At 69.8% G+C, this 19,691-nt stretch carries 16 protein-coding genes; 11 read left to right on the forward strand and 5 right to left on the reverse strand.

The window, feature by feature from the left end; translation table 11 throughout:
- The 3 genes from GPA10_RS00005 to erm form a co-directional block, all read left to right on the forward strand.
- On the forward strand, positions 1-3,556 hold a 3,556-nt coding region (locus GPA10_RS00005), incomplete at its 5' end, for a multifunctional oxoglutarate decarboxylase/oxoglutarate dehydrogenase thiamine pyrophosphate-binding subunit/dihydrolipoyllysine-residue succinyltransferase subunit (RefSeq protein WP_157163740.1).
- A gap of 156 nt (positions 3,557-3,712) precedes the next feature.
- Positions 3,713-3,895 (forward strand): DUF6104 family protein, encoded by a 183-nt coding sequence (locus GPA10_RS00010; protein ID WP_003961784.1) that lies wholly within the window; start codon positions 3,713-3,715, stop codon positions 3,893-3,895.
- Positions 3,896-4,181: 286 nt separating this feature from the next.
- Positions 4,182-4,964: a 23S ribosomal RNA methyltransferase Erm gene (gene erm / locus GPA10_RS00015; RefSeq protein ID WP_343040106.1), complete on the forward strand. Its 783-nt coding sequence runs from the start codon at positions 4,182-4,184 to the stop codon at positions 4,962-4,964.
- Between the two features lie 86 nt (positions 4,965-5,050).
- On the opposite strand, the gene GPA10_RS00020 is transcribed toward erm, so the two are convergent.
- Entirely contained in the window at positions 5,051-5,947 is an 897-nt protein-coding gene (locus GPA10_RS00020) for a hypothetical protein (protein ID WP_157163741.1), read from the reverse strand.
- Positions 5,948-6,146: 199 nt separating this feature from the next.
- On the opposite strand from GPA10_RS00020, the gene GPA10_RS00025 reads away from it, so the two are divergent.
- Together GPA10_RS00025 and GPA10_RS00030 are read left to right on the forward strand one after the other, a co-directional pair.
- Positions 6,147-7,142: a DUF4097 family beta strand repeat-containing protein gene (locus GPA10_RS00025; RefSeq protein ID WP_157163742.1), complete on the forward strand. Its 996-nt coding sequence runs from the start codon at positions 6,147-6,149 to the stop codon at positions 7,140-7,142.
- A gap of 1 nt (position 7,143) precedes the next feature.
- Entirely contained in the window at positions 7,144-8,463 is a 1,320-nt protein-coding gene (locus GPA10_RS00030; protein WP_157163743.1) for a PadR family transcriptional regulator, read from the forward strand.
- 140 nt (positions 8,464-8,603) lie between these two features.
- Here the strand turns inward: GPA10_RS00030 and GPA10_RS00035 are convergent, their stop codons facing one another.
- Entirely contained in the window at positions 8,604-9,566 is a 963-nt protein-coding gene (locus GPA10_RS00035; protein WP_058849618.1) for a zinc-binding dehydrogenase, read from the reverse strand.
- A 475-nt stretch (positions 9,567-10,041) separates the two neighbouring features.
- Complete coding sequence (locus GPA10_RS00040; RefSeq protein WP_343040107.1) at positions 10,042-11,283, reverse strand: NAD(P)-dependent malic enzyme; 1,242 nt, start codon at positions 11,281-11,283, stop codon at positions 10,042-10,044.
- A gap of 564 nt (positions 11,284-11,847) precedes the next feature.
- Between GPA10_RS00040 and GPA10_RS00045 the strand changes: the two genes are divergently transcribed.
- From GPA10_RS00045 to GPA10_RS00055, 3 genes are read left to right on the forward strand one after another with little or no spacing between them, the layout of a single operon-like run.
- Positions 11,848-12,810 (forward strand): ABC transporter substrate-binding protein, encoded by a 963-nt coding sequence (locus GPA10_RS00045; RefSeq protein WP_058849620.1) that lies wholly within the window; start codon positions 11,848-11,850, stop codon positions 12,808-12,810.
- A 37-nt stretch (positions 12,811-12,847) separates the two neighbouring features.
- On the forward strand, positions 12,848-13,795 hold the full coding sequence (locus GPA10_RS00050; protein ID WP_058849621.1) for an amino acid ABC transporter permease: 948 nt from the start codon (positions 12,848-12,850) through the stop codon (positions 13,793-13,795).
- Positions 13,795-14,556: an amino acid ABC transporter ATP-binding protein gene (locus GPA10_RS00055; RefSeq protein ID WP_157163744.1), complete on the forward strand. Its 762-nt coding sequence runs from the start codon at positions 13,795-13,797 to the stop codon at positions 14,554-14,556. Before GPA10_RS00050 ends, GPA10_RS00055 begins: the two co-directional genes overlap by 1 nt.
- A 104-nt stretch (positions 14,557-14,660) precedes the next feature.
- Here GPA10_RS00055 and GPA10_RS00060 read toward each other — a convergent pair whose 3' ends face one another.
- Complete coding sequence (locus tag GPA10_RS00060; protein WP_058849623.1) at positions 14,661-15,434, reverse strand: class I SAM-dependent methyltransferase; 774 nt, start codon at positions 15,432-15,434, stop codon at positions 14,661-14,663.
- A gap of 117 nt (positions 15,435-15,551) precedes the next feature.
- Between GPA10_RS00060 and GPA10_RS00065 the strand changes: the two genes are divergently transcribed.
- Complete coding sequence (locus GPA10_RS00065; RefSeq protein WP_343040108.1) at positions 15,552-16,181, forward strand: CGNR zinc finger domain-containing protein; 630 nt, start codon at positions 15,552-15,554, stop codon at positions 16,179-16,181.
- On the opposite strand, the gene sodX is transcribed toward GPA10_RS00065, so the two are convergent.
- Positions 16,085-16,546: a nickel-type superoxide dismutase maturation protease gene (gene sodX / locus GPA10_RS00070; RefSeq protein WP_157163745.1), complete on the reverse strand. Its 462-nt coding sequence runs from the start codon at positions 16,544-16,546 to the stop codon at positions 16,085-16,087. The two genes, GPA10_RS00065 and sodX, sit on opposite strands and share 97 nt — an antisense overlap.
- Positions 16,547-16,711: 165 nt before the next feature.
- Here sodX and sodN point away from each other — a divergent pair, with 165 nt between their 5' ends.
- Positions 16,712-17,107, forward strand: coding sequence for a superoxide dismutase, Ni (gene sodN / locus GPA10_RS00075; RefSeq protein ID WP_058849625.1), 396 nt, complete (start codon positions 16,712-16,714; stop codon positions 17,105-17,107).
- A gap of 519 nt (positions 17,108-17,626) precedes the next feature.
- Complete coding sequence (locus GPA10_RS00080) at positions 17,627-19,642, forward strand: GTP-binding protein (protein WP_343040271.1); 2,016 nt, start codon at positions 17,627-17,629, stop codon at positions 19,640-19,642.
- The last annotated feature ends 49 nt before the right edge of the window (positions 19,643-19,691 follow it).

Here is a 19,691-nt window from a genome sequence, read left to right on the forward strand (position 1 = left end):
GGCCGCCGCGCAGCCCGCGGCCCCGGCCGCTCCCGCGGCGCAGCCCGCTGCCGCCGCGCAGGCCCCGGCCCCCGCCGCCAAGCCCGCCGCCGCGAAGCCCGCAGCCGCCAAGGCCGCGCCCGCGAAGGCGGAGCCCGCGAAGCCTGCCAAGGACGCCAAGGCCTCGGCGGACACGGAGGCGCCGGCGGGACCCGAGTACGTCACGCTGCGCGGCCCGTCCGCGGCCGTGGCGAAGAACATGAACGCCTCCCTGGAGCTGCCCACGGCCACGTCCGTGCGGGCCGTCCCGGTGAAGCTGCTGTTCGACAACCGCATCGTCATCAACAACCACCTCAAGCGCGCCCGCGGCGGGAAGATCTCCTTCACGCACCTGATCGGGTACGCGATGGTGCAGGCCATCAAGGCCATGCCGTCGATGAACTACTCCTTCGTGGAGAAGGACGGCAAGCCCACCCTCGTCAAGCCGGAGCACATCAACTTCGGCCTGGCCATCGACCTGGTGAAGCCCAACGGCGACCGCCAGCTCGTGGTGGCGGGTATCAAGAAGGCCGAGACCCTGAACTTCTTCGAGTTCTGGCAGGCCTACGAGGACATCGTCCGCCGTGCCCGTGACAACAAGCTCACCATGGACGACTTCACCGGCGTCACGGTCTCCCTGACCAACCCGGGCGGCCTCGGCACGGTCCACTCCGTGCCGCGCCTGATGCCCGGCCAGTCGGTCATCATGGGCGTCGGCTCGATGGACTACCCGGCGGAGTTCCAGGGCACCTCCCAGGACACCCTGAACAAGCTCGGCATCTCCAAGGTCATGACGCTGACCTCGACGTACGACCACCGTGTCATCCAGGGTGCGGCGTCCGGCGAGTTCCTGCGCATCGTCGCGAACCTCCTCCTTGGGGAGAGCGACTTCTACGACGAGATCTTCGAGTCGCTGCGCATCCCCTACGAGCCGGTCCGCTGGCTCAAGGACATCGACGCCTCGCACGACGACGACGTCACGAAGGCCGCCCGCGTCTTCGAGCTGATCCACTCCTACCGCGTCCGCGGCCACGTCATGGCCGACACGGACCCGCTGGAGTACAAGCAGCGCAAGCACCCGGACCTGGACATCACCGAGCACGGCCTGACGCTCTGGGACCTGGAGCGCGAGTTCGCCGTCGGCGGCTTCGCCGGCAAGTCGATGATGAAGCTCCGCGACGTCCTCGGCGTCCTGCGCGACTCGTACTGCCGCACCACCGGCGTCGAGTTCATGCACATCCAGGACCCGAAGCAGCGCAAGTGGCTCCAGGACCGCATCGAGCGCCAGCACGCCTCCAAGCCGGAGCGTGAGGAGCAGCTGCGCATCCTGCGCCGCCTGAACGCCGCCGAGGCCTTCGAGACCTTCCTGCAGACGAAGTACGTCGGCCAGAAGCGGTTCTCCCTGGAGGGCGGCGAGTCCGTCATCCCGCTCCTGGACGCCGTCATCGACAGCGCCGCCGAGTCCCGCCTGGACGAGGTCGTCATCGGCATGGCCCACCGCGGCCGCCTGAACGTCCTCGCGAACATCGTGGGCAAGTCGTACGCCCAGATCTTCCGCGAGTTCGAGGGCAACCTCGACCCGAAGTCGATGCACGGCTCCGGAGACGTCAAGTACCACCTGGGCGCCGAGGGCACCTTCACCGGCCTGGACGGCGAGCAGATCAAGGTCTCGCTCACCGCCAACCCCTCGCACCTGGAGGCGGTGGACCCGGTCCTGGAGGGCGTCGTCCGCGCCAAGCAGGACATCATCAACAAGGGCGGCACGGACTTCACGGTCCTGCCCGTCGCCCTGCACGGTGACGCGGCCTTCGCGGGCCAGGGCGTGGTGGCCGAGACGCTCAACATGTCGCAGCTGCGCGGCTACCGCACGGGCGGCACGGTCCACATCGTCATCAACAACCAGGTCGGCTTCACGGCCGCTCCGGAGTCCTCGCGTTCGTCGATGTACTCCACGGACGTGGCCCGGATGATCGAAGCACCGATCTTCCACGTGAACGGCGACGACCCGGAGGCCGTCGTGCGGGTCGCGCGGCTCGCCTTCGAGTTCCGCCAGGCGTTCAACAAGGACGTCGTCATCGACCTGATCTGCTACCGCCGCCGCGGACACAACGAGTCCGACAACCCGGCGTTCACGCAGCCGCTGATGTACGACCTGATCGACAAGAAGCGCTCGGTCCGCAAGCTGTACACCGAGTCCCTGATCGGCCGCGGCGACATCACCCTGGAAGAGGCCGAGCAGGCCCTCCAGGACTACCAGGGCCAGCTGGAGAAGGTCTTCACGGAGGTCCGTGAGGCCACCTCGCAGCCCGCCCCGGCGGAGGTCCCCGAGCCGCAGGCCGAGTTCCCTGTGACCGTCAACACGGCGATCAGCCAGGAAGTCGTCAAGCGGATCGCCGAGTCCCAGGTCAACATCCCCGACCACGTCACCGTGCACCCGCGTCTGCTGCCGCAGCTGCAGCGCCGCGCGGCCATGGTCGAGGACGGCACGATCGACTGGGGCATGGGCGAGACCCTCGCCATCGGCTCCCTCCTCCTGGAGGGCACCCCGGTGCGCCTGGCGGGCCAGGACTCCCGCCGCGGTACGTTCGGCCAGCGCCACGCGGTCCTCATCGACCGCAACACGGGCGACGACTACACGCCGCTCCTGTACCTCTCCGAGGAGCAGGCCCGCTTCAACGCCTACGACTCGCTGCTCTCCGAGTACGCGGCCATGGGCTTCGAGTACGGCTACTCCCTGGCGCGTCCCGAGTCCCTCGTGATGTGGGAGGCGCAGTTCGGCGACTTCGTCAACGGCGCGCAGACGGTCGTGGACGAGTTCATCTCCTCGGCCGAGCAGAAGTGGGGCCAGACCTCCGGCGTCACCCTGCTCCTGCCGCACGGCTACGAGGGCCAGGGACCCGACCACTCGTCGGCCCGCCCGGAGCGCTTCCTCCAGCTCTGCGCCCAGAACAACATGACGGTCGCGATGCCGACCCTGCCGTCGAACTACTTCCACCTCCTGCGGTGGCAGGTGCACAACCCGCACCACAAGCCGCTGGTGGTCTTCACACCGAAGTGGATGCTGCGCCTCAAGGCCGCGGCCTCCAAGACGGAGGAGTTCACCACGGGCGGCTTCCGTCCGGTCATCGGCGACGCGTCGGTGGAGGCCGAAGCAGTCCGCAAGGTCGTCTTCTGCGCGGGCAAGCTCTACTACGAGCTGGAGGCCGAGCGGCAGAAGCGTGGCGTCAAGGACACCGCGATCATCCGTATCGAGCGCCTGTACCCGCTGCCGGGTGCCGAGCTCCAGGCGGAGATCGCCAAGTTCCCGAACGCCGAGAAGTACCTGTGGGCGCAGGAGGAGCCGGCGAACCAGGGCGCGTGGCCCTTCATCGCCCTCAACCTCATCGACCACTTGGACCTGGCGGTCGGCGCCGACATCCCGCACGACGAGCGGCTGCGGCGCATCTCGCGCCCGCACGGCTCGTCCCCGGCGGTCGGCTCCAAGAAGCGCCACGAGCAGGAGCAGGAGCAGCTCCTGAACGAGGTCTTCGAGGCCTAGGCCACGGCGACGGTTCACGCCGTTCGGTACGTCGGGAGGGCCCGGCACCCAGTTCTGTACGGGACTGGGGGCCGGGCCCTCCGGCGTGCGGCCGTACGATGAAACGGAACGCATCCCGGCCACCGGTCCGGGTCCCGCCCGCACCAGGAGCAAGAGTTGTACTTCACCGACCGTGGCATCGAGGAGCTGGAGAAGCGGCGCGGCGAGGAGGAAGTCACCTTCGAGTGGCTCGCCGAGCAGCTCCGCACCTTCGTGGACCTCAACCCGGACTTCGAGGTCCCGGTGGAGCGGCTCGCCACGTGGCTGGCGCGTCTGGACGACGAGGACGAGGACGAGTAACCGGCCTCCTTCAGGCGGTACCTGCGGAACATGTCGGTGCCTCTGCCTCCGGAAAACCAGTTGCCGGAGGGTCCCAAGGTCCCTCTAGGCTGGCCGTCATGTGCGCATTCGCCGCAATGGCTTTGACGAGGACCCGCCGCTCCTAGCGGCGGGCCGTCCCACTTCACCCACGTCACCGGGTCACCTAGGTCACCCAGGTCACCCAGGACATGCCCCGCCGCTTCCACGCGTCAGCGCCGAGCGGCCCTTCGTGCTGCCCGGCTCACCTCGAAGCCGCGGAGATCCTGTGCGCACGCACCACCATGGCCGTCATGAGTTCGGCCAGAACTTCCTCACCGACGACACCGTCATCAGCACCTTCGTAGATCTCGTGTCCCGTACCCACGGGCCCATCGTCGAGATCGGCACCGGAGACGGGGCCTTGACCCTGCCCCTGCAACGCCTGGGCCGACGTCTGACGGGCGTCGAGATCGACGGCCGCAGGGCGGACCGGCTGCGGCGGCGGGTGGGCACCTCGACGACGATCGTCACCGCCGACTTCCTGCGTCACCGGCCCTCCGCCGGGCCGCACGTCCTGGTCGGCAACCTGCCCTTCCACGAGACGACCCCGATGCTGCGGCGCATCCTGCGCTCGTCGGGCTGGACCGACGCCGTGCTGCTCGTGCAGTGGGAGGTGGCACGCCGCCGTGCCGGGGTCGGCGGGGCGACGCTGATGACCGCACAGTGGTGGCCCTGGTACGAGTTCGGCCTTGCGGGTCGCGTCCCGGCGGCGGCGTTCCGGCCCCGCCCGAACGTCGACGGCGGTCTGCTGACGATCGCCCGCCGCGGTCGGCCGCTGGTGGCGGGCACGCGACAGCGGGAGTACCAGGACTTCGTCCGGCGCGTGTTCACCGGGCGGGGCCGCGGACTCCCCCAGATCCTCACCGCCGCGGCCCCGGACCTGCCGAGGCGCAGGGTCCAGGAGTGGGCGCGGCGTGGCGGCGGTGCAGCCCGGCTGCCCAAGGACCTCGACGCGCGGGACTGGGCGGAGTTGTTCGGGATGCTGGGGGCGGAAGGCCGGAGGGTGTAGGCGCCGCGGGAGACGGGGTGGGCCTCTCCAGAGCCTCGGAGCTTTTCGGAGCTCTCCAAGGCTTTCCGGGGCTCTCCAGGGCTCTGCTACGCCGCGCCCCGCCCCCGCTCACACTCCTGGGCCAGGCCGAGCACTCCGTACATCACCAGCAGCGCCCCGGCCGCAGTCCAGCCGTGGCTGCGGCGACCGAGGGACCAGAGCAGGAGCGGGACCCCGGTCGCCAGCTGGGCGCCGGCCAGAGCGCGGCCGAGCGGGCCGTGCTCGGCCGCGTCGAACTCCGCACGCACGGCCTCGCGCCAGCCGGACCACTCGACGTGCCGGACGTCGGCCCGTGTCCGGGCGGCCTTCCGCAGCCGGTCCGCTGGTTCGCCGGGTCCCAGACCGGGCGGCAGGGCGACACCCACTCGAGTGAGGACCGCCAGGAGGCCCCGCATGCGGGCGCGAGCGTCGGCGTGCGGGTCGGGCCGGGTCAGCGTGTCCAGGGCTTGCATGTCGAGCACCGGGTCGAGGCCGAGGCGCGTGGCGAGCGTACGCATCGCCTCGTCCTCACCGGCCGCCGTGCCGTTGGCCAGCCACACGTACCCGACCGTGCGGCGGAACCCGGACGCGAGCGTGCAGCCGGAGCGGTCGGCGTCCCACCACAGGGCGAGCACCGGCCACGGCGAGCCGACGGCGAGCGCCGTGGCCCATCCGGTGAGCACCCGGTCCACCGGCTCGCCGCCGTCCAGCCACGGCGTGCCCTCGGGCACGAGCACGCTCCACTCGTCGCCCGCGGGCAGCAGCAGCATCCGCTGCCGCAGCAACTGCGCGACCGTCTCGACGGAGTCCGCGCCGGCCCGGCAGAGGAGAAGGGCACCGGCGGGAGCGGAGGCACCGGAGAGACCAGAGCGGCTGAAGAGACGAGAGGAGTCGAAGGGGTTCGATCGGTAGGAGGGGTCGGAGGGATTAGAAGGATCCGAGGGACTTGATGGTCCGGATGACATGACTCCACGCTAGGACAATTCGCCTATAGCAGCCGATAAACGCTGCTCCAGAACACAGAGCGAAGATCGGGGCGAACGCGGGACGGGGAAGCGAAGAGGCCACAGGCCTTGACTTACGGCATCCGCGATATATCGTGTATGACAGATACGCGATATTGCGCGTCGTGTCGCCCTGACCCGCTCGAGGAGGTTCGCCACCATGCCGGAGTGGTCTGTCACCGAACCCGGAATGCTGACATTCGACGAGCCCGTGCGGACCCTGCGCGTCCACGTGGTGAACGGCACGGTGAACGTCGTCGGCACGGACGCGAGCACATCGAGACTGGAGGTCACCGAGATGTCGGGCCCTCCCCTCAGCGTCACGCACCGCGGTGGCACGCTGTCCGTCGCCTATGAGGACCTGCCCTTGAAGGGCTTCCTGGAGTGGCTCGACCTCAGGGGCTGCGGGCAGGGCAGGCGCCGCCACGCGGTGGTCTCGCTGACCGTGCCGGCCGGGACCCGGGTGGAGGTGGGCGCCATCGGGGCGGGCGCGGTGATCTCCGGGATCGAGGGCGGGGCCGCGGTCAGAGGCGTCTCGGGCGACACCACCCTCGTCGGCCTCTCCGGCTCGGTCCGCGCCGAGACGGTCTCGGGTGACGTCGAGGCCCAGGGCGTCACCGGCGACCTGCGGTTCGACTCGGTCTCGGGCGACCTGACCGCCGTCGAGTGCGCGGGTTCCTCCGTGCGGGCCGAATCGGTGAGCGGCTCGATGATCGTGGACCTGGACCCGGCCGCGGGCACCGCCGACGTCGGGCTCATGAGCGTGTCCGGCGAGATCGCCGTCCGCCTCCCCCACCCGTCCCACACGGAGGTGTCGGCGAACACCACGAGCGGTCGGGTCTCCAACGACTTCGAGGACCTGCGGGTCAGCGGCCAGTGGGGGGCGAAGAGGATCACCGGCAGGCTCGGTTCGGGCGGTGGACGACTGCGGGCGACGACGATCTCCGGCTCGATCGCGCTCCTGCGCAGGCCCTCGATGGAGGAAGATCTGTACCGGGCGCAGGAGCCACCCCGGGACGCACCCCCTGGAGACTCTCCGCCCCGTCCCGAGCGCCCTGCGGCCGCCGCTCCGACCGGCGCCCAGGACGCGGACGATCCGACCGCCGCCCCGAAGGCGGACGCCGCTGACGGCCCGACCGACAAGAAGGTGCTCTGAGATGTCTCCCGTGTTCGCCCACGGCCGCCTGCGCCTGTACCTGCTCAAGCTCCTCGACGAGGCGCCCCGTCATGGCTACGAGGTGATCCGCCTCCTGGAGGAGCGCTTCGAGGGCCTGTACGCCCCTTCGGCCGGCACGGTCTATCCCCGTCTGGCCAAGCTGGAGGCGGAGGGTCTGGTCACGCACACCACGGAGGGCGGCAGGAAGGTGTACGCCATCACCGACGCGGGCCGCGCCGAACTGGCCGACCGCAGGGGTGAGCTGGCCGACCTGGAGCTGGAGATCCGCGAGTCGGTCGCGGGACTCGCCGCCGAGATCCGCGAAGGCGTGCAGGGAGTGGCGGGCGAGCTGCGCCGGGAGATGCGGGCGGCCGCGCAGGAGGCGCGCGCGGAGGGGGACTGCGACGCGGGTCTCGGCTCGGGCTTCCCGAACGCGTCCGACTTCCTCGACGGCTCCTGGACGGACGGCGACGGCTGGCGCCAGGCGAAGGAGGAGTTCCGGCGCGCCCGCAAGGAGTGGAAGGAACAGGCACGGCGGGCCAAGGACGAGAGTCGCCGGGCCCGTGAGGAGGCGCAGCGGGCGCGCAGGCAGGCCAAGGACGCACAGGAACAGGTGCGAGCGCAGGCCCAGGAGGAGCTTCAGCGCATGGCCAAGCTCGTCCAGGAGCAGGTGCAGGTCCACTTCTCGCGGGGCGACTGGCCGACGGGCGTCCACGAGGGGCTGGCCGAGCTCGCGAAGGAGTTCGGCGACCTCGGAAAGCACTTCGGGAAGGAGTTCGGGAAGGACTTCGGCTTCGGGACGTCGGAAGCTACGTCGCGCGGCAAGGGCTCCGGCGGCAAGTCGCCGGGGGAGGACGCGCCCTCCGAGGACGCGGACGTGCCGTCCGGGACCGAGGCCGCCGGAGGGACCAGGACGGCAGGGAAGAGGCCCTCCGAGGAGGCAACAGCCGGGGAGGCCCCAGCCGAGGAGCCGACCTTCTACGAGAAGCGCCCCGAGGAGGGGAAGGACTTCAGGAAGAGCCCCGAGCCGAATGTCTCCGGGGCCGAGACGGCCGGGCCGGGCCCCGTCTTCACCGCCAAGCGCGACGAGGTGCCCGTCGAGTACGTCCCGGACTGGGCGGACGAGGACTCGACCGGCGCTCCCGGCCGTGACCTCGACCGCCTCCTGGACCGCTTCCGCGACGACATCCGCGACGCCGCCCGCGACCACGGGGTGTCCGAGGAGCAGCTCCGCGAAGCCCGCCGCCACCTCGCGGAAGCGGCGGCCCACATCGCGGTGGTACTGCACGCACCGAAGCGTCCCAAGGGCTCCACGCCCTGATCGGGCCGAAGCTCACCGCACCCGCGGCGAAAGGGACGAAGTGCAGAGGGACGAGATCCAGAGGTTCAGACGGACGAGGTTCAGTGGGACGAGGTTCAGACGGACCAGGTTCAGAGGGACGAGGTTCAAACGAACGAGGTTCAGACGGTCAGGACGATCTTGCCGAACTGACCTCCCGCTTCAAGGCGCTCGAAGCCCTCGCGAGCGCGGTCGAGGGGCAGCTCCTCGTCAATGACGGGTCGCACCCCGCTGGTGGCGCAGAACGACAGGAGGTCCTCCAACTCGTCCTTGGAGCCCATGGTGGAGCCGACAATCTTCAGTTCCAGGAAGTAGACGCGGGTCAGCTCGGCGTGGGAGGGACGGTCGCCGCTGGTGGCGCCAGAGATGACGAGGGTGCCGCCGGGGCGCAGGGACTTGATCGAGTGGGACCAGGTGGCGGCGCCGACGGTCTCGATTACCGCGTCGACCCGCTGCGGCAGCCGGGCGCCGGACGGTACGGCTTCCAGGGCGCCGAGTTCGAGGGCGCGCTTGCGCTTGGCCTCGTCGCGGCTGGTGGCGAAGACCTTCAGACCGGCGGCCTTGCCGAGCACGATCGCGGCGGTGGCGACACCGCCGCCCGCCCCCTGGACGAGGACGGAGTCGCCGGGTCGGACGCCGGCGTTGGTGAACAGCATGCGGTAGGCGGTGAGCCAGGCCGTGGGGAGGCAGGCGGCCTCGGCGAAGGAGAGCTCCTTGGGCTTGGGGAGGACGTTCCAGGTGGGAACGGAGACCTGCTCGGCGAAGGTGCCCTGGTACTTCTCGGTGAGGATGGAGCGGCGCTCGTTCGGGCCGACGCCGTGGCCGCTCTGGCCGATGACGGAGTGCAGGACGACTTCGTTGCCGTCCTCGTCGGTGCCGGCCGCGTCGCAGCCGAGGATCATCGGGAGCTTGTCCTCGTCCAGGCCGACCCCGCGCAGGGACCACAGGTCGTGGTGGTTGAGGGAGGCGGCCTTGACGTTCACGGTCGACCAGCCGGGGCGGGATTCGGGAGCGGGACGATCACCCAGCTCCAGGCCGGTGAGGGGCTGATCGCGGTCGATTCGGGCGGCGTAGGCAGCGAACATGGCGCCGACGATATGCCTGGCCCCTGGGCCTTCGGAACGCCACACGCGTGTGACCCGCACCGCGTCCGTGGCCCCCCGGCCCGCCGGGCGCACGCGGCGCGAGCCCGGGGCAGCCGCGGACACCGCCCACTCTCCCCCACACACACCGCAGCGGCGCCCACCCGCCCCGCCCAGCGGGACGATTACCCAAAGCCCCAGCCCCAGCCCCAGCCCCAGCCCCAGCCCCAGCCCAAACGTGGAGCAAGCCGCCAACACCGATCAAGCCCCACGGGAAACGCCCACCCCGCGATCGGCTGGAAACGGGTGGGCGGGTGGGAGAGATCCGCCGCGAAGCGGCGGGAAGACCCACACCCCCGCACCCGCCGACGGCGGACACCCCCACAGGAGACGCCCACCGCACGGCAGACCGGAAACGGGCGGGCGGGCGGGAAAAAGAGGGAACCAAAGAGCCCCGCCCCAACGGGCGGGACCCAGGTCAGCTGCGAGCCACGCCCTCAGCCCGCGCAGCCGCCGCAACAGCCGCGGTGACAGCCGGAGCAACCCGCTCGTCGAACGGCGAGGGAATGACGTACTCGGCGGACAGCTCGTCGCCGACGACATCGGCGAGCGCGTCCGCCGCGGCGATCTTCATGCCCTCGGTGATCCGAGCGGCCCGCACCTGCAGCGCCCCCGCGAAGATCCCGGGGAAGGCGAGCACGTTGTTGATCTGGTTCGGGTAGTCCGAGCGCCCGGTCGCCACCACGGCGGCGTACTTGTGGGCGATGTCGGGGTGCACCTCGGGGTTCGGGTTGGCCATGGCGAACACGAACGAGTCCGGGGCCATCGAGGCGACCGCAGGCTCGGGCACCGTACCGCCGGAGACGCCGATGAAGACGTCCGCGCCGGCCAGGGCGGATTCGAGCGAGCCGCTGAGCCCGGCCTTGTTGGTGAGCTCGGCGAGCTCACGCTTGACCGGCGTCAGGTCGTCGCGGTCCCGCGACACCACGCCCTTGCGGTCCGCGACGGCGACATCGCCGAGCCCCGCTTCGAGCAGGAACTTCGCGATGGCCACTCCGGCCGCGCCCGCGCCGGAGATCACGGCGCGCAGGTCGCCGAGGGTGCGCCCGGTCAGCCGCGCCGCGTTGCGCAGGGCGGCGAGCGTCACCACGGCCGTGCCGTGCTGGTCGTCGTGGAAGACCGGGATGTCGAGGCGCTCCTGGAGCCGCCGCTCGATCTCGAAGCAGCGCGGCGCGGAGATGTCCTCCAGGTTCACCCCGCCGAAGGACGGTGCGAGCCGCACCACCGTGTCGACGATCTCGTCGACGTCGGTCGTGGCGAGCGCGATGGGCACCGCGTCGACGCCGCCGAACTGCTTGAACAGGATGGCCTTGCCCTCCATCACGGGGAGCGAGGCCTCCGGGCCGATGTCGCCGAGACCGAGCACGGCGGTGCCGTCGGTGACGACGGCGACGACATTGGACTTCCAGGTGTAGTCATGGACGAGCTCGGGCTTCTCGGCGATGGCGCTGCACACCTTCGCGACGCCGGGCGTGTACGCCAGGGACAGGTCGTCCTTGTCGCGCACGGGAACGGTCGCCTGGACGGCCATCTTGCCGCCGCGATGCAGAGCGAAGGCCGGATCGAAGGGCTCCTCCGCGCCTTCGTGACCGGTTGTGGTGCCGCTGGAAGGACGGCTGCCGCTGCTGTCGCTGCGAGGATTGACGATCTCCGCTGCCACTGTGTCTGACCCCTTAATTCTTCAAGGTTGAGGGTGGTCCACTTCCTGGTGCAGAAGTGGGGCGGGCACCGCGTCCGTGCTGAAGCCGCGGACCTGTCGGCCGTTGGCTCTCCGCTTGTCGGCGGAGCGGTACGGGAGGTACGTACGAACGCGCGGGCACGCCGCACACGTGCCCTGAGCCCCGGATGAGGGGTGTAACCGTCTTTTCTACCGGATGCTTCCGACCGCCGACGAGCCCTATCTGTGTCAGACCGATGTGAACAGCAAGTATCTAGTAGACCTCCAGGGGAAAATGTCCGTATTGTTGAGAAAAGGACACCCTGACGGTCCGCATGGCGAGATTGGGTGGTTATGCATCGGTTGACGACTGCTCGTCCCGGCGGCTCAATGACCGCGAAGCACCGGCTCGTTGGGGTTTGCCGATCGCTCGTTATCCGATTTTGACATCTTCGGCCCCCAGTATCGGGCAGTCCGAATGGCAAGATGCCTCATCACACGAGGTCGCGACACCCGAAGGTGTGTGCACGACCGCATGGCTACTCCCCCATCCGCCGGAGGACCCCTATGACCGCAGGCCCCATTTGTCGCAACGCCGCCGCGACGTCCGCGAAGTCCCGGATCGTCGCTGTCGGCGCGATCGCGGTCGCCGGTTCGCTGCTGCTCACCGGCTGCGGTGACCAGACGAACGACAAGAAGGACAGCGGCGACAAGGTCGTCAGCGCTCCGCTCTCCGACGAGCTGCCGTCGGACATCCGCAACCAGGGCGTCATCAAGGTCGGCTCCGACATCGCCTATCCGCCGGTCGAATTCAAGGACAAGGGCGGTAAGACGGTCGGTATCGACCCGGACATCGCCGACGCGCTCGGCAAGCAGCTCGGTGTCCGGTTCGAGTTCGACAACGGCACCTTCGACACCCTCCTCGGCGGTCTGCGCTCCAAGCGCTACGACATCGCCATGTCGGCCATGACGGACACCAAGAACCGTCAGGAGGGCATCGACGAGGAGACCGGCAAGAAGGTCGGCACCGGCGTCGACTTCGTCGACTACTTCACCGCGGGCGTCTCGATCTACACCAAGAAGGGCGACGACCAGGGGATCAAGACCTGGGCGGACCTCTGCGGCAAGAAGATCGTGGTCCAGCGCGGCACCGTCTCGCACGACATGGCCAAGGCCGAGTCGAAGAAGTGCAAGGGCGGCAAGAAGATCTCGATCGAGTCCTTCGACAACGACCAGCAGGCCCAGACCCGGCTGCGCTCCGGTGGCGCCGACGCCGGCTCCTCGGACTTCCCGGTCGCCGCGTACGCGGTGAAGACCTCCGGCGGCGGCAAGGACTTCCAGCTCGTCGGCGACCAGGTCGAGGCCGCTCCGTACGGCATCGCGATCGCGAAGAACAACCCCGAGCTGCGGGACGCGATCAAGAACGCCCTCGCCGCGATCATCGCGAACGGCCAGTACGAGAAGATCATCAAGAAGTGGGGCGTCGACGCCGGCGCAGTCAAGGAAGCCAAGATCAACGGCGGCAAGTGACCGCGTCTCGTCATCCTGTCGCTGAAAGGCCACACCCGTGACAACGGACATCAGCAAGTCGGGCGGCTCCGCCCCCAAGGACGAACCACCGCGCTCCGCCCCCGAGGCGATCAAGGCGATCCCGGTGCGCCACTACGGCCGGTATGTCGCGGCCGTCCTCGCCATCGGCGCGTTCGCCGCGATCGTGCTCGCGTTCGCGAACGGCGACATCAACTGGGGTGCCATCCCCGACAACTTCTTCGACGAGCGCATCGTCAAGGGCGTCCGCGAGACCCTGATCCTCACGGTCCTCTCCATGCTCATCGGTGTCGTCGGCGGCATCGTCCTGTCGGTGATGCGGCTGTCGAAGAACCCGGTGACCTCGTCGATCGCGTGGTTCTACATCTGGTTCTTCCGCGGTACGCCGGTTCTGGTCCAGCTCTTCATCTGGTTCAACCTCGGCTTCGTCTTCGAGTACATCAACCTCGGTCCGGTCTACAAGGACGAGTGGTCGGACTTCATGACGCCGTTCCTGACGGCGCTCCTCGGTCTCGGCCTGAACGAGGCCGCGTACATGGCGGAGATCTGCCGCGCGGGCCTGCTCTCGGTCGACGAGGGCCAGACGGAGGCCTCGCAGGCCCTCGGCATGAGCCACTCCAAGACGCTGCGCCGCATCATCATCCCGCAGGCCATGCGCGTGATCGTGCCGCCGACGGGCAACGAAGTCATCAACATGCTGAAGACGACGTCGCTGGTCGCCGCCGTCCAGTACTACGAGCTCCTGCGGTACGCCCAGGACATCGGGACCTCGTCCGGCGCGACGGTGGAGGCACTGCTCCTGGCCGCCACCTGGTACCTGATCATGACGTCGATCCTCAGCGTCGGTCAGTACTACCTGGAGCGCTACTACGCGCGCGGCTCCTCGCGCTCGCTGCCGGACACTCCCTGGCAGAAGATCAAGGCCAATATGTTGTCCCTGGGCAACCGTTCGGGAGGTGTCCGCTGATGACCGCGATGGTGAAGGCCGAGAACGTCCACAAGTCGTTCGGTCACGTCGAGGTGCTCAAGGGCATCGACCTTCAGGTCGAGTCCGGCGAGGTGTTCTGCCTCATCGGCCCGTCGGGATCCGGCAAGTCGACTTTCCTGCGCTGCATCAACCACCTGGAGAAGGTCAACGCCGGTCGTCTCTACGTCGACGGGGAGCTGGTCGGCTACCGCCAGAAGGGCGACAAGCTGTACGAGCTGAAGGACAGCGAGGTCGCGCAGAAGCGCCGGGACATCGGCATGGTCTTCCAGCGCTTCAACCTCTTCCCGCACATGACGGCGCTGGAGAACGTCATGGAGGCACCGGTCCAGGTCAAGGGCCAGTCCAAGGCGGAGGCGCGGGAGCGCGCCGGGCAGCTCCTGGAGCGGGTCGGGCTCGCCGACAAGGCGAAGAACTACCCCTCGCAGCTCTCCGGCGGCCAGCAGCAGCGGGTCGCGATCGCCCGTGCACTCGCGATGGACCCGAAGCTGATGCTCTTCGACGAGCCCACGTCGGCACTCGACCCCGAGCTGGTCGGTGACGTGCTCGACGTCATGCGCGACCTCGCCGAGTCCGGCATGACGATGATCGTCGTCACGCACGAGATGGGCTTCGCCCGCGAGGTCGGCGACAGCCTGGTGTTCATGGACGGCGGTGTGGTGGTCGAGTCCGGGCACCCGCGCGACGTCCTGACGAACCCGTCGCACGAGCGGACGAAGTCGTTCTTGTCGAAGGTGCTGTGATCGAAGGTCCGGCGTCGTCTACGTAGAGGGGCGGTACGGATCGGTGATCCGTACCGCCCCTCTACGTAGAGCGCGATTTCCGTTCCCGCTCGCAGCCGAAGTCCCTACTTGAGGCCTAGGACCAGGGCGTCCGACGGGGACGACCAGACCGTGCGGGCCTCGGCGAAGCCTGCTTCGCGGAGGGTGCGGATGTGCCACTCGGCAGGCGGGGTGTCGCCGTCGGCGTGCTCTCCGTAGATGGCGAAGCGCTTGGCGGTGGGCTCGGCGAGCACGGGGTCCTTGGCAGCGAGGCCCCACCAGTCGGCCCAGTCCAGGGCGCCGGAGTTCTTGGCAGCCTCCTGGCGGGCGTGCCGCTGCTCGCGGTCGGCGGCGTTGATGCGCGGGGTCGCCGGGTCCGGCATGTGGTCGGCGTTCATGAAGACGCCGCCGTCGGACACGACCTTGGCGAGCTGCCCGTACAGCGCGGCGAGGGGCTCGCTGAACAGCCAGTGCAGGGCGGTCGCTGTGAGGACGGCGTCATAGGAGTCGTGGGGCAGCTGGGAGGTCCAGTCGGGGTCCTTCAGGTCCGCGGTCACGAAGGTGACGCGGTCGTCCCCGGCGAAGGTGCCCTCGGCGATGGCCAGCAGGGCAGGGTCGAGGTCGACACCCGTGCTGACGGCCTTCGGGAACCTTTCGAGGAGGCGGGCCGTAATACTTCCAGTACCGCACGCGAGGTCGAGCACACGCGGCTCGGGGCCGACGAGCGCCTCGACCATGTCGAGCATGACACGGAACCGCTCCTCGCGGTCCGGCATGTACCACTCCTGCTGCCGGTCCCAACTCTCCTGCCAGGCACGCCAGTCGGTCCCGAACCCCGTACCGCCAGCCGTTTCCGCCACCGGAAGACCTCCATCCCGTACTACGCTCGACTGAACATGTCGCGTAACACCCACGAAGCCAGTGTGACCGTTACCGCGCACAGAGATGAAGATATCCCGCCCCCGTAAGGACTACAAGTGGAACTGGCCTATTACTCGGACTACGCCGTACGCCTGGTCAACACCGAGGAGCCGGCTCGCAACAAGGACTCGCTGACCTCCGTCGACGCGGTCCGCGAGCTGTTCGGTGCGAACCAGCAGGCCGCCCGGCGCGCCACGGATTCCGACGTGACGCGCTTCCGCTCGGTGCGGGGACGGCTCCGCGGCGTCTTCGAGGCGGCGGACGGCGGGGACGAGACACTGGCCGTCGACCTGCTGAACTCCCTGCTCCTGGAGTTCCCGGTGAGCCCCCAGATCTCCGGCCACGACTACCGCGACGACGACGGCCGCCCGCTGTGGCACATGCACCTGGCCGACCACCCGTCGAACGCCACCGCGGGGTTCGCGGCGATCGCCGCGATGGGCCTCGCCTTCCATCTGACGGAGTACGGCGTGGACCGGCTCGGCCTGTGCGAGGCGGCGCCCTGTCGCAACGCCTATCTGGACACCTCCACCAACCGGTCCCGGCGCTACTGCTCGGACCGCTGCGCGACGCGCGCGAACGTCGCCGCCTACCGGGCCCGCAAGCGCCTGGAGAGCGAGCGGTCCGCGAGCACGGGGCGCACGGCCGAGAAGGCCCAGCAGGCCAGCGCGGCCGGCGACAGCTGACGCCGCCCCTGCGCCGCCCGCTCCTGGCGGAACCGCGGCAGCGGCCGGAACCGCGCGCTGACCCGCGCGAGGACCAGCTCCTCCGGCACGATCCCGTAGACCGTGCTGTCGCCGCCCGCGTTGTACGGGTTGTCGCCGAGCACCCACCAGCCGCCCTCACGCCGCTCGACGGCGCGTTTGACCACCAGCAGGTCCTGTTGCAGGGGGTGACGCAGGATCACCACGTCACCGGGGCGGACCCGGGCGCCGTGCCGGACCAGCATCCAGTCCCCCGGGTTGAGCGTCGGCACCATGGACGGGCCGTCGACCTCGATCAACTGGAACGGCACGCGTGCCTCCCGCCCGTCTGCCGTCGTTTCCGGCATCCGCCACCTCCCGGACCCATCCTGTACCGGCCTCCCGGTCCATCCTCCACCGTCTTCAGTCTGACCCTGGACTTTTGTCCTAAGCCCATGGGGGCGCTCGCGAAATCAGGTCTCTCACGGAGTAATGTCCCCCCTGAGAAGACGATCACGAGGAAGGACAGCTCAATGCTCTCCCGCCTGTTTGCCCCCAAGGTGAAGGCCAGCGCGCACTGCGACCTGCCCTGCGGCGTGTACGACCCGGCCCAGGCCCGCATCGAGGCGGAGTCGGTGAAGGCCGTCCAGGAGAAGATGGCCGGCAACGACGACCCGCACTACCAGGCCCGCGCCACCGTCATCAAGGAGCAGCGCGCCGAGCTCGCCAAGCACCACGTCTCGGTGCTCTGGAGCGACTACTTCAAGCCCCCGCACTTCGAGAAGTACCCGGAGCTGCACACCCTGGTCAACGACACCCTGAAGGCCCTTTCGGCCGCGAAGGGCTCGACCGACCCGAAGACCGGTGAGAAGGCGCTCGAACTGATCGCCGAGATCGACCGCATCTTCTGGGAGACCAAGAAGGCTTGATCCCGTCGCTCGACGGCCTCCCCGTGCGGGTCGGCCGTCGGCACGTGCACGCACCCGGCCCGCCGGGCCCACCGAACGTGGTGGGTCCGGCGGGCCGGTTGTTCTTCGCGCGTCCCTGCCGCGCCGGGCGCGCGAGCCTTTGCCGCGCGCAGTGCGCGAGTGACGCGCGCGCAGTGCGCGAGTCCGCTGCCGCGCAGTGCGCAAGTCCGCTGCCGCGCGGGGCGCACGCAACGCTGCCGCGCCGGTGCCGGAGCGCTCGGCTCCGACTCGAGGCCCGCCACAAATTCGGTTGCCGTCGCCGACGACTCCCTGCTGCACTGATCACATCCTCACCCGTGCCACCGGAGTCGAACCAGGAGCCCCAGATGCGCCAGACGTCCATGTCCCACCAGGAAGGAATCGCCCCCCGATCCGAGGACATGACGCCCAGTGGCATCTCACCCGCATCCGCAGCAAGACCCGCAGGACAGTCGTGCCGCAGCTGACCGGCCCGCGCCCGAGCGGACCACCGGCCGCCGCATCCTGAACCTGGGCATCCTCGCCCACATCGACGCGGGCAAGACCAGCCTGACCGAACGGCTGCTGCACACCGCCGGGGTCATCGACGAGGTCGGCAGCGTCGACGACGGCAGCACCCGCACCGACTCGCTCGCCCTGGAGCGGCAGCGCGGCATCACCATCAGGTCGGCGGTCGTCTCGTTCGCGATCGACGACGTCACCGTCAACCTCATCGACACCCCCGGCCACCCGGACTTCATCGCCGAGGTCGAGCGGGTCCTGAGCGTGCTCGACGGCGCCGTGCTCGTCGTGTCCGCCGTGGAGGGCGTCCAGGCGCAGACCCGCGTCCTGATGCGCACGCTGCGCAGACTCGGCATCCCCACGCTCGTGTTCGTCAACAAGGTGGACCGCGGCGGCGCGGACCCCGAGCGGGTACTCGCCGAACTGGCACGGAAGCTGACGCCTGCCGTCACCCCGCTGGGCACGGTGGAGGCGCCCGGCACCCGCACGGCGCGCTATGTCCCGTACACCGTCGACGACCCGGTCCGCACCGCCCGCCTGACCGAACTCCTCGCCGACCACGACGACGCGCTGCTGTCCGCGTACGTCGAGGACGCCGTCCCGCGCCACGACGAACTGCGCACGGCGCTCGCCGGCCAGACCCGGCGGGCCCTGGTCCATCCGGTGCTGTTCGGCTCGGCCATGACCGGTACCGGCCTCGACGCGCTGACCGGCGCGATCAGGGAACTGCTGCCCGCGGCGGCAGGCTCCGCCGACGGGCCCGTCGCGGGCACTGTCTTCAAGGTCGAACGCGGCCTCGCGGGCGAGAAGGTGGCGTACGCGCGGATGTTCTCCGGCACGGTGCGCGTACGGGACCGGGTCCGGATCGGCGGGTCCGCCCACGGAGCCGGGGACAAGGTCACCGGCATCGGCGTCTTCGAGCAGGGCACGGCGGCACCCCGCGATGCCGTCTCGGCCGGGCAGATCGCCCTCCTGTGGGGGCTGCGCGGCGTACGGATCGGCGATGTGCTCGGCCATGAGCACGACGTACCGGAGCGGCACCGGGCGCGGCACCACTTCGCGCCGCCCACGCTGGAGACCGTCGTCGAGCCGCGCCGGCCCTCCGACCGGTCCGCGCTGCACTCCGCGCTCACCCAGCTGGCGGAGCAGGACCCGCTGATCGGCCTGCGGCAGGACCCGCTGCGGCAGGAGATCTCCGTGTCCCTGTACGGCGAGGTCCAGAAGGAGGTCATCGAGGCCACGCTCGCCGAGGAGTTCGGGGTCGGCACCGACTTCCGCGAGACCACGACGATCTGTGTGGAGCGGGTCGTCGGCACCGGCGAGGCCGTGGAGATCATCGACACGGACCCGAATCCGTTCCTCGCCACGGTGGGACTGCGGGTGGAGCCCGCCCCGGCCGGGTCGGGTGTGGAGTTCCGGCTCGGTGTGGAACTCGGTTCGATGCCGTACGCCTTCTTCAAGGCCGTCGAGGAGACGGTCCAGGAGACGTTGCGGCAGGGGCCGCACGGGTGGGAGGTGCCCGACTGCCTCGTCACCATGACGCGCTCCGGGTACTGGCCGCGCCAGAGCCACGCCCACGCCGTCTTCGACAAGAGCATGTCGAGCACGGCCGGCGACTTCCGCCGGCTCACGCCGCTCGTCCTGATGGACGCGCTGCGGCGGGCGGGGACGCGGGTGCACGAGCCGATGCACCGGTTCCGGCTCACCGTGCCCGCCGACGTGTTCGGGACGCTGCTGCCCGCCCTCGGACGGCTGCGCGCGGTGCCGCACACGCCGACGGCGCACGGCTCCTCGTACGTCGTCGACGGAGTGGTGCCCGCCGCGCGGGTGCACGGCCTGGAACAGGCGCTGCCCGGGCTCACCCGGGGCGAGGGCGAGTTGGAGACCGCCTTCGACCATTACGCGCCGGTCCACGGCACCCCGCCGGGCCGCCCGCGCACGGACCACAATCCGCTCGACCGGAAGGAGTACGTGCAGCGGGTGACGCGGCGGACGCGCGTGGGCCAGAGCGGATGACGCGGCGGACACGCGTGGGCCAGAGCGGATGACACGGCGGACGCGCGTG

The sequence above is a fragment of the Streptomyces typhae genome (assembly GCF_009755605.1).
Taxonomy (GTDB): domain Bacteria; phylum Actinomycetota; class Actinomycetes; order Streptomycetales; family Streptomycetaceae; genus Streptomyces; species Streptomyces typhae.